Below are 14,134 nucleotides of genomic sequence, written 5' to 3'. Positions count from 1 at the left end.
ATTATAAAATCAGGTGTATAGTATTCCTTGCAGTCAAAAATGTTCTTTATAAAAGAAAGACTTGACTTTTAAGACTGCATACGAGAAGATTATTTTAAATCGATTGATAAAACTATATTTCATGTAGGAGGATATATAAGATGAAAGAAAAAGTTGTATTAGCGTACTCAGGTGGTCTTGACACCACAGCAATTATCCCATGGCTGAAGGAAACATTTAACTATGATGTTATCTGCTGCTGTATCGACTGCGGACAGGGCGAAGAACTGGATGGACTGGAAGAAAGAGCCAAACTTTCCGGTGCAGCCAAATTATATATTGAAGATATCGTAGATGATTTTGCCGACAATTACATCGTACCTTGCGTTCAGGCACATGCCGTATACGAAGATGAATATCTTCTGGGAACTTCTATGGCTCGTCCTGCAATTGCAAAACGTCTGGTAGAGATTGCACGTAAAGAAAATGCTGTTGCAATCTGCCACGGTGCTACCGGTAAAGGTAACGACCAGATCCGTTTTGAACTTGGTATCACAGCACTTGCTCCGGATATCAAGATCATCGCTCCTTGGAGAATGACAGATCTCTGGACTATGCAGTCACGTGAAGACGAGATTGATTACTGTAAAGCACACGGAATCGACCTTCCATTCGATGCAAAACACAGCTACAGCCGTGACCGTAACTTATGGCATATCAGCCACGAAGGTCTGGAACTTGAGGATCCTTCCAACGAGCCAAACTACGATGACCTTCTTGTAATGTCAACAACTCCGGAAAAAGCTCCGGACAAAGCCGAATATGTCACAATGACATTTGAAAAGGGTATTCCAAAGAGTATCAACGGCGAAGAGATGAAGGTATCTGATATCATCCGCAAATTGAATGAACTTGGCGGAAAACATGGTATCGGTATCATTGACATTGTTGAAAACCGTGTTGTTGGTATGAAATCACGTGGTGTATATGAGACACCTGGTGGAACAATCCTGTATGCTGCACACCAGCAGTTAGAGGAACTGATCCTTGACCGTGCTACAGCAGAAGTAAAGAAAGAAATGTCTGACAAGCTTGCTCAGCTCGTATACGAAGGAAAATGGTTCACTCCGCTCCGTGAGGCAATCCAGGCTTTCGTTGAAAGCACACAGGAATATGTAACTGGTGAAGTCAAATTCAAACTTTACAAAGGAACCATCACAAAAGCAGGAACAACTTCTCCATATTCTCTGTACAGTGAATCACTTGCAAGCTTTACAACAGGTGATCTCTATGATCATCATGATGCAAGCGGATTCATCAACCTGTTCGGACTTCCTCTGAAAGTTCGTGCAATGAAGCTGCAGAATGTAAATAAAAATCAAAAATAAATACATACTATGCGATTGAATAAAACAGGGGCGGATAACCGTCCCTGCTTTATATTTAAATACTTTTCAAAACTCTCATCGCATTCCGATACCAGATCTTATCAAGCTGTGACTCCTTTACTCCTTTTTGCTTCAATATTTCCCACAGCTTCTCCATCTCATCCGGATGTCTAATTTCCATTACTTCCATCTCCCCGAAACCGTCAAAATCAGTTCCAATTGCCGGGAAATCACTGCCCCCTTTATTTAACATATGTAATATATGAGCTGTCATATCTTCAATCCTGGATTCTTTCTCTCTTCCAAGGAACGGACCATACAGATTAAGTCCCGCAATACCACCTGCATCTGCAAGCTGCCAGATCATCTCATCTGTCAGATTTCTCGGATGCTTTGCAATCTCCCTGCAATTAGAATGAGACGCAATCACCGTTCCTTTTGCGATTGCCATTATATCCCGGAATGTTCCATCCGATGCATGGGATACATCTATGATCATTCCCAGTTCTCCCATTCTTTCTATCACTTCTTTTCCAAAAGGTTTTAACCCCTTCCACATTACAGATTTCTTTCTGCTGTTTGGATATCCGATGCAGTTTTCATAATTCCATACCGGTGTCATAAGCCTGATCCCATGTTGATACAGCTCTTCCAGCCGCTCCATATGACCGTTTAAAATTCCCCCTTCTTCCACAGTCATAATCGCAGAGATCCGTCCTGCGAAATCATTCCTGTCTACATCATTCCACGAATATGCCAGTGCCAGATCTTCACTGTACCTCTCCTGCTGCTGCCTTAAATATCGCACCATATCCTGTACATGAACGAATGCCGCATCATATCCTCCTTTCTTCTTATAATCAGCCGCCTTCGTAAAACAGGCAAAAAGCTGCACGACGGTTCCCGCTTTTTTCATAGATGGAATATTGATATGGCAATCATTCTTCATCAAATCTCCCTGGCCATCCAAATCGATCAATTTCCACAAAGTATCACAGTGCATATCAATTATTCTCATGTTGTTTTTATCCCCTTTTGTTTATTCGTTTTATTACACAAATCACATTATGTAAATCATCTGTTATCAGTATACGACATTTTCCATAGTTTTTGTCGCTTTAACTGATAGTTTTTTCTATACATTTCCATATATATAATCTGCGTCTATTGCACATACTGTATATGTCATATCTACAGAACTTGCCGCTCGCAGCTTCTTTCAAACGCCCGGCGCTGCAAAGAACCTGCCACTGACAGTTCTTCACAGATATATAATAATAAAAAGGAGGAACGTGTACTATGTCAGAAATTTCAATACTTGATCTTCAGAACCTGCGTCATTTAATTGGCGGATTTGAAACCAGCCAGTGCAAAATGCAGGACTATGCCTCAGAAGCCAAAGATCCTGAAATCCGCAAGCTGTTTCAGGATGCTGCAGACAGTGCTATGAAGAACCGACAGGATCTGATGAAATTTTTATAGGAGGAACTATCTATGCTGGATGAAAAAACGATGGTAAGCGATGCCCTTGCCGGTGTCAACGGAGAACTTGTACGTTACGGAGAAATGATTTCCCAGACGGAAAACAAAGAATTGAAGCAGAAACTGAAACAAATACGTAATGACTGTGAAATGTCCCAGGAAAAACTTTATCAGATTGCCCGCGAAAAAAGTTATTATGTTCCTGCCGCCAAAGCTACCGATCAGGAAATCTCACATGTAAAAAACATTCTTGCCGGAATTTCCACACATTAGTATCGAACGCACGCAATACAGAGAACTTGCCACTGGCAACTTCTCTTGCATACTTTGGTATCTAAAATGCACGCCGGGACATTTCTTTTGTTCCGGCATGCAACATTTTGTTGCGTTTCTTTTTATTCGTTTATTATACTATACTTTTCTTACCGCGAGTGATATAATTTAATTACTTTAAATATTCATCGGATTTTGTAAGAAAACTGTCAAGTGGCAGCTTTTCCTACATAGCATTTCTTAAAACGATTCATGCCTCTCCTTTCTTATTTTACTTATATATTTTACGTAAGAATGGCTACACAATAATAATATTTCATTATTTTACACCCTCTATATACGTAAAATAACAAAAGGCAGCGCATCAAATGAATCCCCTTCCGCATATGTCAATGCACACAACAAAAGGCGCACCCGATATTCTTCGGGCAGCGCCTTATTTCTTTTAGCATGGACTTCTCTATCTGTAAATATCCTTATGCACTTCTCTCAAATTGTGAATTATACAGTTCTGCATAGAATCCATTTTGTGCTAATAATTCCTCATGATTTCCCTGCTCTACAATATCCCCGTCTTTCATAACAAGGATCACATCCGCATCACGAATCGTAGACAGCCGGTGTGCAATTACGAAACTTGTTCTTCCTTTCATCAGCTGATCCATCGCCTTCTGGATCTGGATCTCGGTTCTTGTATCTACCGAACTTGTCGCCTCATCAAGAATCAGAATCTTCGGATCTGCCAGCATGGCTCTTGCGATCGTCAGGAGCTGTTTCTGTCCCTGTGATACGTTACTTGCTTCTTCATTTAACTCCATCTGATAACCACCCGGAAGCGTCTTTATAAAGCGGTGTGCACGTGCTGCCTTTGCGGCCTCCACAACCTCTTCATGCGTTGCATCCAGTCGTCCATAACGGATATTATCTTCGATGCTTCCCTTGAACAGCCAGGTATCCTGTAATACCATTCCGAACATTTTTCTTAAGTCATCACGGTTAAAGTCGCGGACATCATGTCCATCTACTTTGATCGAACCACTTCCAACATCATAGAAACGCATTAATAATTTGATCATCGTCGTCTTTCCGGCACCGGTCGGTCCTACGATTGCAACCTTCTGTCCTGGTTTTACATCCACACTGAAGTCATTGATGATTGTGTGATCCGGATTATATCCGAAATGTACATGGTCGAAGCTTACGCTTCCTTCCAGTTTATCGATACATACCGGATTCTCTACCGTCTGGTCTTCTTCCTTCTCCTCAAGGAATTCAAACACACGCTCGGAAGCTGCCGCTGTAGACTGTAACATATTGGCCACCTGTGCAACCTGCTGGATCGGCATCGTAAAACTTCTTACATACTGAATAAATGACTGGATATCTCCAACCTGGATCGTACCTTTCATCGCAAGGTAACCGCCGAGGATAACCTCACCGACATATCCGAGATTTCCGACGAACTGCATGATCGGCATCATCATTCCTGACAGGAACTGCGATTTCCATGCCGATGTATACAGAATATCATTGTCACGCTTGAATGTTGCAATTACATCCTCTTCTTTATTAAATGCTTTGATGATATTATGACCGCCATAGATTTCTTCCACTTGTCCGTTTACATGACCCAGATATTCCTGCTGACTCATGAAATATTTCTGTGAACGTTTCACGATCACTGAGATCAGTCCCATTGAAACCGGAAGGATCAGGAGTGCTACCACGGTCATCAGCGGGCTGATACTGAGCATCATGATCAATACACCGATGATCGTTGTCGTCGATGTGATCACCTGCGTCGCACTCTGGTTCAGACTCTGACTTAAGGTATCTACATCGTTGGTAATACGCGATAATACTTCACCATGTGTCTGCTTATCAAAATAGTTCATCGGCAGACGGTTGATCTTCTCAGAGATTTCTTTTCTCAGACGGTACGTCAGCTTCTGTGACACACCCGTCATAATGTACCCCTGTACAAAGGAGAATACCGCACTTGTCAGATACAGGCATAACAGCGTCAGTACGATATGCGCGATCTTGTCAAAATCTATTCCGGATCCTCCAGATACTTTTCTGACCAGTCCTTTAAATATCTCAGTCGTTGCCTTTCCAAGAATCTTCGGTCCTACAATATTGAATATCGTACTTCCGATAGCAAATACGATTACAAAGAATATTCCAATCTTATATGCGCTCAAATATGCCATCAGCTTTTTCATTGTGCCTTTAAAATCTTTTGCCTTTTCATTTGACATCTGTGGTCCACGTCCTCTACCTCTTGGCATATTATTCCACCTCCTTAAGATCTTCTTCTAATTCTTTTTCTGATAACTGTGAAGAAGCAATCTGATAATATGCTTCGCAGTTCTTCAGTAATTCTTTATGTGTACCCTTTCCGACGATCTGACCATCTTCCAGTACAATGATCTGATCTGCATGAAGGATCGTACTGATCCTCTGCGCAACGATCATAACAGTACTTTCCGCTGTCTTCTCCTTCAGCTCTGCACGGAGTATTGCATCTGTCTTATAATCCAGTGCCGAAAAACTATCATCGAATATATATACATCCGGATGTTTTGCAATTGCTCTTGCAATCGAAAGTCTCTGCTTCTGACCACCGGATACATTGGCTCCTCCCTGTGAGATCGGGCTCTTATATTTTTTCTTCTTCTGATCAATGAATTCTGTTGCCTGTGCGATTGTTGCTGCTTCAATCATCTCAGCTTCACTTCCATCCGGGTTGCCATATAAAATATTCGAAGCAATATCACCGGAGAACAGTACAGCTTTCTGCGGTACATATCCCAGTTTTTCACGCAGTTCATGCTGTGATACATCTCTGACATCTTTTCCGTCGATCGTGATCTTACCATCTGTAACATCATAAAATCTCGGGATCAGGTTTACCAGCGTAGACTTACCACATCCGGTACTTCCGATAAATGCCGTGGTCTTTCCCGGCTCTGCCGTAAAGGAAATATCATGCAGTACATCTTCTTCTGCTCCCGGATAACGGAAGGATACATGATCGAATACGACCTTTCCTTTTCCTTCTTCCGGAATACGTGACGGCTGCTTCGGATCATGGATCATTGTCTCACTTGTCAGTACTTCATCAATACGGCTTGCAGATACTGCTGCTCTTGGAAGCATAACCGAAATCATACAGATCATTAAGAATGCCATGATGATCTGCATTGTATACTGGATAAACGCCATCATATCTCCAACCTGCATTACACCGTCGTTGATACTGTGACCGCCTACCCATACGATCAGCAGCGTAATACTGTTCATTACGAACATCATAAGCGGCATCATAAACGTCATCGCACGGTTTACGAAAAGGTTTGTCTTCGTCAGTGCTTTGTTCGCATCATCAAACCGCTCTTCCTCATGCTTTTGTGTGCCGAATGCACGGATAACCGAAAGTCCTGTTAAGATTTCACGACTGACAAGATTCAGTCTGTCGACCTGATTCTGGATCAGTTTGAACTTCGGCATAACTACAAAGAATAAAAATCCTACGATGACTACAATGATTGCAACCGCAAGTCCGATGATCCATGACATGCTGACATTCGTGTGGAAGACCTTCCAGATTCCTCCGATTGCCATAATTGGTGCATACAGAACCATTCGGAGGATCATCACAATCAACAGCTGGATCTGCTGGATATCATTCGTACTTCTTGTGATCAGTGATGCCGTAGAGAATTTGTCAAACTCTGCATTGGAAAATCCGACAACCTTACGGAATACATTCTCACGAAGTCCGCGTCCGACACCGGCTCCGACACGAGATGCTAATAGTCCGACCATAATACTTGCCGCCATTCCAAGGAATGCAAGTGCCAGCATCTTGGCCCCTGTGTGTAAGATATAACTGGTTTCGATCTGATCGGTATCGATTCCTACATGTGTGTAAGCATCTTTGATATAGGTGGAGGCTGCCTGTTCAATGATTGAATCCTGCATGGAATTCATCTTTTTATTCATCTGTTTGATCAGCGCGTCTCTGCCTTCTGCTCCCATGAAGTTCAACATATCATAGATATCCATCTTGTCAAAATCCGGAACTTCTGACATCTGCGCTGCTGCCTTCTTTTGTGCTTCCTGCATCTGAGTCTGTACCTGTTGTGCCGCTGCCTGCATCTGGGCCTGCACCTGGGCCTTCGCCTCCGGTGTCTGGGCCGCCGCCAGTGCATCTGCAAACTGTGCATTAATCTTATCTTCTGCCTCTTTCTGTGCTTTTTCCATCTGCGCCTTGGCCTCAGCCTGTTTTGCTTCAACCTGTTTCTTCATATTTGTACGCATCTGGTCTTCGATTCTTTGTGTCATGTCACTGCCGGAGTCAAATCCTGCCGCCAGAAGCATCGGCTTTCCGAGGATATCGGAGAGCTTCTCCATCTTTTTATCATCTTCTTTTACAGAAGATTTTAATTCCATAACGGTTCCCTTATAGTCGTATTTCTTCGTTGATTTCGTATAAGCATTCTTTACAAGCTCCTGCTTATCCGACGGAACCAGAAGTAACAAATGGTTCAGATCTTTTTTAGAAATCGTATCCGGTACGGTCTCATCGATACCCCCCTGCTGGATACCGACATTCACAATATCCGAGGTATATGTCGGCAATGACAGGTCACAATATGCCTGCACGACAAGTATACAGATAATCGCTACAACCGCACCTGCATACGGTTTCAGAAATTTTAATAATTTTCCCATATCTTTTATGCCTTTCCTTTCTGTCCTATTTATATCAAAACAGTTCCTACATATGTTTCATAGAAGGATGTGTTTTTTCCATAATGGTCTGCATATCCACTCCTTTGAAATCCTTAGACTCCAGAAGATTATTCTTCATCTCTGTAAGCAGACGCTTCATCAGAAGTACCTCTTCTCTTGATATCCCCTGATAGATTATTTCTTCCATCTCTGTAAGGACACGGCGTATTCCATCTATACATTCTTCCCCTTTCGGAGCAAGCTGTATCCTTGTAATCCTCTGATCCTTCTCATCCGTCTTACGGCTTACATAACCTTTTTCTTCCATCTTGCGAAGTGCGACTGTCATAGACGGTGGAGTAATCCCAACTCTTTGTGCGAGCTGTCTCTGTGACTGTTCTCCCCAGCATTTCAGTGAAAATAATATTCCTGCCTGACTCGGCTTGATGTCCAGTTCTTCCATTCTTTTCATTCCCTGATATTTCATGAACTGCATCAATTGGAATATCGAAAAGAACACAGATGATTCCATCTCTTTGTGCATATTATTTCTCCTCTCCCAATTAATTAGATGTCTAACGATTATATTAGTCATTTTCACCAGTAATGTCAATGTTTTTATATTTATTTAATAATCATTCCGTCATTTTAACAAATATTTAATTAGTTATATAACTAAAAAAGAATCTCCGGAACAACTTTTGTCCCTGAAGATTCTTCTGCCCTTTGATTATAACTTTTCTGAATCAAGTACAATGGTAAACGGACCGTCATTTACAAGACTTACTTTCATATCTGCGCCAAATTTTCCCCGTTCAACTACCGTTACTTGTTCCTTACACCTACTGATGATATATTCATACATCTTCTCCGCCATATCCGGTTTCCCTGCTTCTATAAAACTTGGCCGGTTTCCCTTCTTACAGTTCGCATACAGAGTAAACTGAGAAATCAGAAGCAACTCTCCTCCTACCTGATCCAGCGAAAGATTCGTCTTTCCATTCTCATCTTCAAAAATGCGAAGTCCTAACATCTTCTTTAACATCTTATCTGCTGTGTCTTTTGTATCCGAATCCGCAACTCCGATCAGGACCATGAATCCTTTCCCGATCTTGCCTATCACTTCGCCATCTACTTTTACACTACTTTCTGTTACTCTTTGAATTACAAAACGCATCTGATTTTCTCCCTTTTATCTCTTTTTCTTTTCAGGAACCTGTGCCAGGATAATTGCAGCAAACATCAATATACATCCCGACATTTCCCTTATTGACAGTCTTTCTCCCAGCACAATCCAGCCGGCCAGTACAGAAAAACACGATTCCAGACTTAAAAGCAGTGATGCCACCGCCGGATTTACATTTTTCTGTCCCAGTATCTGTAGTGTATAAGCAACTCCACAAGATAATACCCCGGCATATAAAATTGGCATCCATGCAGTCATTACAGCTGTTATCTTTGGTGTCTCCAATGCAAACATAAATGGCACGGACAAAATTCCGCAGACAAAGAATTGTATACACGACATCTTCACACCATCTACCTTAGGTGCAAAATGATCGATCACCAGGATATGTACCGCAAATACAAGTGCGCATAAAAATACCAGAATATCTCCTTTGCCAACAGAAAACGACTCTGTAATACACAGGAAATAAAGTCCCGCAACCGCCAGCACTACTGCCAGCCATATCTTCCAGCCTATCTTTTTATGAAGAAAAACTCCCATCACCGGAACGATCACGATATAAAAAGCGGTGATAAATCCGGCCTTTCCCGCTGTCGTATATTTAATACCGATCTGCTGAAGACTGCTTGCCGCAAACAGTAACACACCACAGGCCAATCCGCCCGTGAGCAGATCCTTTTTCGTGCCTGTATCTTTCGATCTTCCATTTAATTTCTGCAAGATCCAGATACATGGCAAAAGTGCCGCTCCTCCAATCAGGCTTCTTACTCCATTAAATGTAAACGGTTCCAGATAATCCATCCCCACACTCTGTGCTACAAATGCTGTTCCCCAGATAAAAGCTGTAAGAAGCAGCATTAAACCATTCTTAATCCTCATATCATTCACACTCTCCATATATACATGTCCTAAATATATTTACATGAATTCTTTCCTTCACTATTTTTTATACTGCTGTTTATTATACGATACATTCCGGTGATTTGCAAAGAATCTGTTTTACTTTTTATAATGATATTAATACCAGAATCCCACTTGACTTTTGTATCAAACAACGGGATACTAATAGATAAGAAAAGGAGGACTTCACTATGTTATCAGAACGAATCTTAAAGCTTCCGGGCTTTCTTTATCAGATCGGGAACAATTATTATTATCTTGGAAAATGGATCTGCAAGGAATGCACCGACCAGGCTGCCACTGATTGTGTCACCATGTATCAGATGTGCCGCGCCGGAAAAGAAGAACCTGAAACAAATACTTATTTTCAAAAGCTCCGTGCTTACAGTGATTTCGCATTAGAAGTACCGTATAATCCTTCTAAAATTGCTGCAGATATGAAAGCGATTTTGGAATCTCTTTCGGATGAACAGCTTCACAATCTCACGGAACAGATTGATCATCTTGAAGAAGATATTACCCGTTATTGCGGCTAAATTCTTCTTTTCAACCGACTGCCTGTGTTCTTTTTTGCAATATAGTGGTACAAAAATAAGAGGAGCATTTCCATACACACGGAAACGCTCCTCTTATTTTTGTTCACAGTCAATCCGGCAAATCACTAAATAGTAACTTTGCCTGTTGTCTCTTCATTTATTACATAATAAGCTGCAGCTTCTTCTGGTTTCAGATATACATTCAGAGTTTTGATTTCTTCCACACTCTTACCATACTCTTTTGTCCATACTTCATGCACTTTTTTTGTAATCTCTTCTGTACTGATCTCTTTACCCATATACTGAAGATAAAAGCTTGTCTTTGCTTCTTTCTTCACGTCTTCTGCCTCTTTCAATACACCTGCTCTTGTCTCGATTGCCTTAGTTGTGTCTTTTGCAGTTGCGATTGCTGCCGGTCTTGAGTTGTTTCTTCTATTTTTTTTCATATTGATAACCTCCTCAATCTACAAATAGAACATTACCTTCTCTATTATAAAGCATTTGCGAAAAATGTCAAAAGATATCCGTTTTTATTCGTCCCCGCGTCCATATTGGTTAATTGTCAGATCCTTTACCACTTCCCCTGCAAGAATCAGTCCTGCAACCGACGGAACAAATGCAATGCTTCCCGGGATGTCTCTTCTTTCGGTACATTTTCTGTCCGTTCCCGGAGGACATACACAGTGCTGTCTGCAGCTGATACTCATATCTTCCAGCGGACGTACCGGCTTTTCTTCTGAATATACAACTTTCAGTTTCTTTACGCCACGTGCCTTTAATTCTCTTCGCATAACCTTTGCAAGCGGACACATCTTCGTCTTATAGATATCTGCCACCTGAAATGCCGATGCATCCAGTTTATTACCGGCTCCCATACAACTGATAACCGGAATTTCTGCGGCTTTTGCACGCATAATGATCTCAATCTTTGCCGTTACCGTATCTACTGCATCTACCACGTAAGAGTATTCTTCAAACGGGAATTCATGTGCATTCTCAGGAAGATAAAAGCATTTCCTTACTTCTACATCTGCGTCCGGATTAATCTCAAGGATTCTTTCTTTCATCACATCTACTTTATATTTTCCAACCGTCTTCCTTGTTGCAATAATCTGACGGTTAATATTCGTCAGACATACTTTGTCATCATCTACCAATACAAACGAACCGACACCGCTTCTTGCAAGTGCTTCTACAACATATCCACCAACACCGCCGATTCCAAAAACTGCAACCTTTGCATTCGAAAGTCTGTCCATATTATCAGCTCCTAAAAGAAGCTGCGTTCTGGAAAACTGATTTAACATAGCTTTTCCTCCACTCATACTTTATATTTTTTTCTGTCCGTATTCTTGACTTATCATTCACTCTTCGCACCGTTTCACAGCGCAATCCCTATTATAGTAGTAGGATATATAGTAAGTCAACTTATTTCTTATATCTTCTTATATGAATTCTTCTGACGATGGTCTCTTTCGATGCACAGATCTTATCTGCCAGACATACCAGCCAGGCTTCTTTACACATTGGTGGAACGATATTAAGAGGAAACATATGCCGCGAAATGATGTTTTCTTCCCGTCTGGTCAGTTCAAAATCATTTTTTGCATTTTGAAGCGCACGTCCTGCATGGATAAAACCGTGAAATCTGTGTCCCGCATTTTTTTCATGCCAGTCATACAAAAAATAATCATGCAAGAGCGCACCTCTGATCAGCTCTTTTCTATTTACATTTAGGGAAAATCTTTCTGCAAGCTCCACACTTGTGTACGCTACACTGATACAATGCTTATACACGGATATATCACTGTGCTGCATATATCTCTGTGTATATTTCATACGCCCCTGTTCATCCAGTTCTTTCAGTATTTCTTTGATGTCTTCCAGAATCCGGTCCTCATCATTCATACAGTCAGCCCCTTACTCTCCATATAATTATTCTTCGAACGCCTGTCTGATACTGTCATAATGAAGAAAAATTCCTTCATCAGCATATCTCTTAATCTCATTCAAATCCGCAATCGCAAAGCCAGACACTTCTTCTTCCTGTGTCTTTACATCTGATTCATCAAACTCCAGCACAAATTTATAAATATCCACAAAATAATTATTTTTCTCTTCCGGATTCACTCTCTTATAAGAAAATGCATATCCTCCTTCTGCATTCGTTACATCAATTCCCGTCTCTTCTTTAATCTCACGGATCACTGCATCTTTCGAATCTTCTCCGGCGCGTACACCGCCTCCAGGCACTTCCCACCATCCTGCTGCCCATTCTTTATCCATTCTCCTTCGGGTGATCAGATATTTTCCATCCGGTCTCATTAATACTCCAAGAACCGTCAGGTGGAATTCCCCCGGCTTCATATTCCAGTCATTATGTTTCATTGTACGTCCTGTACGTTCCTTGTTCTCATCGTAAATATCCCATAATTCCATCTTTTTATTATTTCTCCTTCTTACGAACACATGGCGATATAAAACAAGTGGAAAACCAGTATTCCCGACTCCCCACTTTTTAATGTCTTAATATTCCTCGTTCACAATCATCTTTTCAAATTCTTTTTTTATAAAATCGCAGGTTGGCTTTGTCCACTGAGTTCCTTCCAGTCCCTTCTCAGACTTGATAAGCTGCAGTGAAAATAACAACGCCTCCAAAATCTCCTTATGTTCCAGATTCTGAAGATTTGCAACAACATATTCCTTTGCCTCTTTCGGCTGTATACCGGCTTTTTTACTCAACATCCTGCTGAACTGTTCGAATGTAATAATCTTCTTTCCATATTCCCAGAAATGATTTTCATACTTTTTATACTTCTGTACATATTCCTGAATGATTTCCAGCGATTCGGAATCCAATGTATAGCCATACTTTCCGGCAATCTTTTCCAGTTCTTTCCACCAGGAAACATCTACAGCCGAATAATCCATGCTAATCCGGAAGCAGCCTCCGGTCTTGTGAATTGCTTTTTGAAATTCATCTTCCCAAGTTGGACATACCAGCATCTTCTCTCCATTTACAATTCCACCTTGTATTATCTTTTCTTTCATCCTCCATGTCCTCCTTACGATAGATTCGTCATATCCTCAGCTCAAATCACTATGAATATTATAACATTATTTTTATCCGATTGCAAAGCCGAAGTATTTACCCAGAGCACGTCACCGACAGCTTCTTTCGAACGCATGCCGATTTATATTATGGTCGATATCTAAAATTTATTTTTATAACGCAAAAAGAGCAGAAAACCTTATAAATTAAGGCTTTTCCGCTCTTTCATAGGAGCAGGGGATGAGAGAATCGAACTCCCGCCAAAGGTTTTGGAGACCCCTATCATACCACTTGACCAATCCCCTATATTCTGTTTTGTTGTACATCATCGCTGAGCACTCATTATTTATACCATATTAATCATACATCTGTCAACAGAATTTTTCAATTTTTTTATTTTTTTGCAAAATTTCTGTTTTTTCGTATCTACAGAACCAGTCACTGGCAGCTTCTTTCTTATAAATACATAGCAAAAGAAGACCTCCCGGCTCTCTTTTGGTATGCTACCCTCATATAGGACAATGAAATATAAAAGTCCTATATGGGGGTATTTTCATGTTCAGAAAGAGTAAGATAGAACCAGTAGAAAAAGTAA

15 protein-coding genes and 1 tRNA gene are annotated in these 14,134 nt (G+C 41.0%); 4 read left to right on the top strand and 12 right to left on the bottom strand.

The window, feature by feature from the left end; translation table 11 throughout:
- Positions 1-140 precede the first annotated feature (140 nt).
- Positions 141-1,367, top strand: coding sequence for an argininosuccinate synthase (locus NCY30_RS13510; protein WP_006428979.1), 1,227 nt, complete (start codon positions 141-143; stop codon positions 1,365-1,367).
- 55 nt (positions 1,368-1,422) lie between these two features.
- Here NCY30_RS13510 and NCY30_RS13505 read toward each other — a convergent pair whose 3' ends face one another.
- Positions 1,423-2,385 (bottom strand): dipeptidase, encoded by a 963-nt coding sequence (locus NCY30_RS13505; RefSeq protein ID WP_250818808.1) that lies wholly within the window; start codon positions 2,383-2,385, stop codon positions 1,423-1,425.
- Positions 2,386-2,666: 281 nt separating this feature from the next.
- Here NCY30_RS13505 and NCY30_RS13500 point away from each other — a divergent pair, with 281 nt between their 5' ends.
- Both NCY30_RS13500 and NCY30_RS13495 read left to right on the top strand, forming a co-directional pair.
- Positions 2,667-2,849, top strand: a complete 183-nt coding sequence (locus NCY30_RS13500; RefSeq protein ID WP_006428981.1) for a hypothetical protein — start codon at positions 2,667-2,669, stop codon at positions 2,847-2,849.
- Positions 2,850-2,864: 15 nt separating this feature from the next.
- On the top strand, positions 2,865-3,122 hold the full coding sequence (locus NCY30_RS13495) for a spore coat protein (protein WP_044920823.1): 258 nt from the start codon (positions 2,865-2,867) through the stop codon (positions 3,120-3,122).
- Positions 3,123-3,598: 476 nt separating this feature from the next.
- Here the strand turns inward: NCY30_RS13495 and NCY30_RS13490 are convergent, their stop codons facing one another.
- From NCY30_RS13490 to NCY30_RS13470, 5 genes are all read right to left on the bottom strand, one after another.
- Entirely contained in the window at positions 3,599-5,413 is a 1,815-nt protein-coding gene (locus NCY30_RS13490) for an ABC transporter ATP-binding protein (protein ID WP_006428983.1), read from the bottom strand.
- A 1-nt stretch (position 5,414) separates the two neighbouring features.
- Complete coding sequence (locus NCY30_RS13485) at positions 5,415-7,862, bottom strand: ABC transporter ATP-binding protein (protein WP_250818807.1); 2,448 nt, start codon at positions 7,860-7,862, stop codon at positions 5,415-5,417.
- Positions 7,863-7,908: 46 nt separating this feature from the next.
- Positions 7,909-8,406 (bottom strand): MarR family winged helix-turn-helix transcriptional regulator, encoded by a 498-nt coding sequence (locus NCY30_RS13480; protein WP_250818806.1) that lies wholly within the window; start codon positions 8,404-8,406, stop codon positions 7,909-7,911.
- Between the two features lie 186 nt (positions 8,407-8,592).
- Entirely contained in the window at positions 8,593-9,039 is a 447-nt protein-coding gene (dtd, locus tag NCY30_RS13475; RefSeq protein WP_006428986.1) for a D-aminoacyl-tRNA deacylase, read from the bottom strand.
- A gap of 15 nt (positions 9,040-9,054) precedes the next feature.
- Positions 9,055-9,930, bottom strand: coding sequence for a DMT family transporter (locus NCY30_RS13470; RefSeq protein ID WP_044920826.1), 876 nt, complete (start codon positions 9,928-9,930; stop codon positions 9,055-9,057).
- Positions 9,931-10,142: 212 nt separating this feature from the next.
- Here NCY30_RS13470 and NCY30_RS13465 point away from each other — a divergent pair, with 212 nt between their 5' ends.
- Positions 10,143-10,487 (top strand): hypothetical protein, encoded by a 345-nt coding sequence (locus NCY30_RS13465; RefSeq protein WP_006428988.1) that lies wholly within the window; start codon positions 10,143-10,145, stop codon positions 10,485-10,487.
- A gap of 125 nt (positions 10,488-10,612) precedes the next feature.
- Here the strand turns inward: NCY30_RS13465 and NCY30_RS13460 are convergent, their stop codons facing one another.
- From NCY30_RS13460 to NCY30_RS13435, 6 genes are all read right to left on the bottom strand, one after another.
- A complete protein-coding gene (locus NCY30_RS13460; protein ID WP_022415329.1) occupies positions 10,613-10,933 on the bottom strand; it encodes a DUF6465 family protein in 321 nt (106 codons plus the stop codon).
- Positions 10,934-11,017: 84 nt separating this feature from the next.
- A complete protein-coding gene (locus tag NCY30_RS13455) occupies positions 11,018-11,794 on the bottom strand; it encodes a tRNA threonylcarbamoyladenosine dehydratase (protein ID WP_044920788.1) in 777 nt (258 codons plus the stop codon).
- 121 nt (positions 11,795-11,915) lie between these two features.
- Positions 11,916-12,395, bottom strand: a complete 480-nt coding sequence (locus tag NCY30_RS13450) for an HD domain-containing protein (protein WP_006428992.1) — start codon at positions 12,393-12,395, stop codon at positions 11,916-11,918.
- 27 nt (positions 12,396-12,422) lie between these two features.
- Positions 12,423-12,926 (bottom strand): NUDIX hydrolase, encoded by a 504-nt coding sequence (locus tag NCY30_RS13445; protein ID WP_006428993.1) that lies wholly within the window; start codon positions 12,924-12,926, stop codon positions 12,423-12,425.
- Positions 12,927-13,013: 87 nt separating this feature from the next.
- Complete coding sequence (locus NCY30_RS13440; RefSeq protein WP_006428994.1) at positions 13,014-13,538, bottom strand: hypothetical protein; 525 nt, start codon at positions 13,536-13,538, stop codon at positions 13,014-13,016.
- A gap of 235 nt (positions 13,539-13,773) precedes the next feature.
- Positions 13,774-13,844 (bottom strand) — tRNA-Trp (locus tag NCY30_RS13435).
- Positions 13,845-14,134 lie beyond the last annotated feature (290 nt).

This window comes from Dorea sp. MB18-49 (assembly GCF_023669465.1).
GTDB lineage: Bacteria > Bacillota > Clostridia > Lachnospirales > Lachnospiraceae > Dorea_A > Dorea_A longicatena.
This window is presented reverse-complemented; position numbering and strand designations above follow the sequence as displayed.

Coding starts and splice junctions, on each gene's coding strand:
- NCY30_RS13510 (WP_006428979.1), top strand. CDS start 141: ATGAAAGAAAAAGTTGTATTAGCGTACTCAGGTGGTCTTGACACCACA.
- NCY30_RS13505 (WP_250818808.1), bottom strand. CDS start 2,385: ATGAGAATAATTGATATGCACTGTGATACTTTGTGGAAATTGATCGAT.
- NCY30_RS13500 (WP_006428981.1), top strand. CDS start 2,667: ATGTCAGAAATTTCAATACTTGATCTTCAGAACCTGCGTCATTTAATT.
- NCY30_RS13490 (WP_006428983.1), bottom strand. CDS start 5,413: ATGCCAAGAGGTAGAGGACGTGGACCACAGATGTCAAATGAAAAGGCA.
- NCY30_RS13485 (WP_250818807.1), bottom strand. CDS start 7,862: ATGGGAAAATTATTAAAATTTCTGAAACCGTATGCAGGTGCGGTTGTA.
- NCY30_RS13480 (WP_250818806.1), bottom strand. CDS start 8,406: ATGCACAAAGAGATGGAATCATCTGTGTTCTTTTCGATATTCCAATTG.
- dtd (WP_006428986.1), bottom strand. CDS start 9,039: ATGCGTTTTGTAATTCAAAGAGTAACAGAAAGTAGTGTAAAAGTAGAT.
- NCY30_RS13470 (WP_044920826.1), bottom strand. CDS start 9,930: ATGAGGATTAAGAATGGTTTAATGCTGCTTCTTACAGCTTTTATCTGG.
- NCY30_RS13465 (WP_006428988.1), top strand. CDS start 10,143: ATGTTATCAGAACGAATCTTAAAGCTTCCGGGCTTTCTTTATCAGATC.
- NCY30_RS13460 (WP_022415329.1), bottom strand. CDS start 10,933: ATGAAAAAAAATAGAAGAAACAACTCAAGACCGGCAGCAATCGCAACT.
- NCY30_RS13455 (WP_044920788.1), bottom strand. CDS start 11,794: ATGTTAAATCAGTTTTCCAGAACGCAGCTTCTTTTAGGAGCTGATAAT.
- NCY30_RS13450 (WP_006428992.1), bottom strand. CDS start 12,395: ATGAATGATGAGGACCGGATTCTGGAAGACATCAAAGAAATACTGAAA.
- NCY30_RS13445 (WP_006428993.1), bottom strand. CDS start 12,926: ATGGAATTATGGGATATTTACGATGAGAACAAGGAACGTACAGGACGT.
- NCY30_RS13440 (WP_006428994.1), bottom strand. CDS start 13,538: ATGAAAGAAAAGATAATACAAGGTGGAATTGTAAATGGAGAGAAGATG.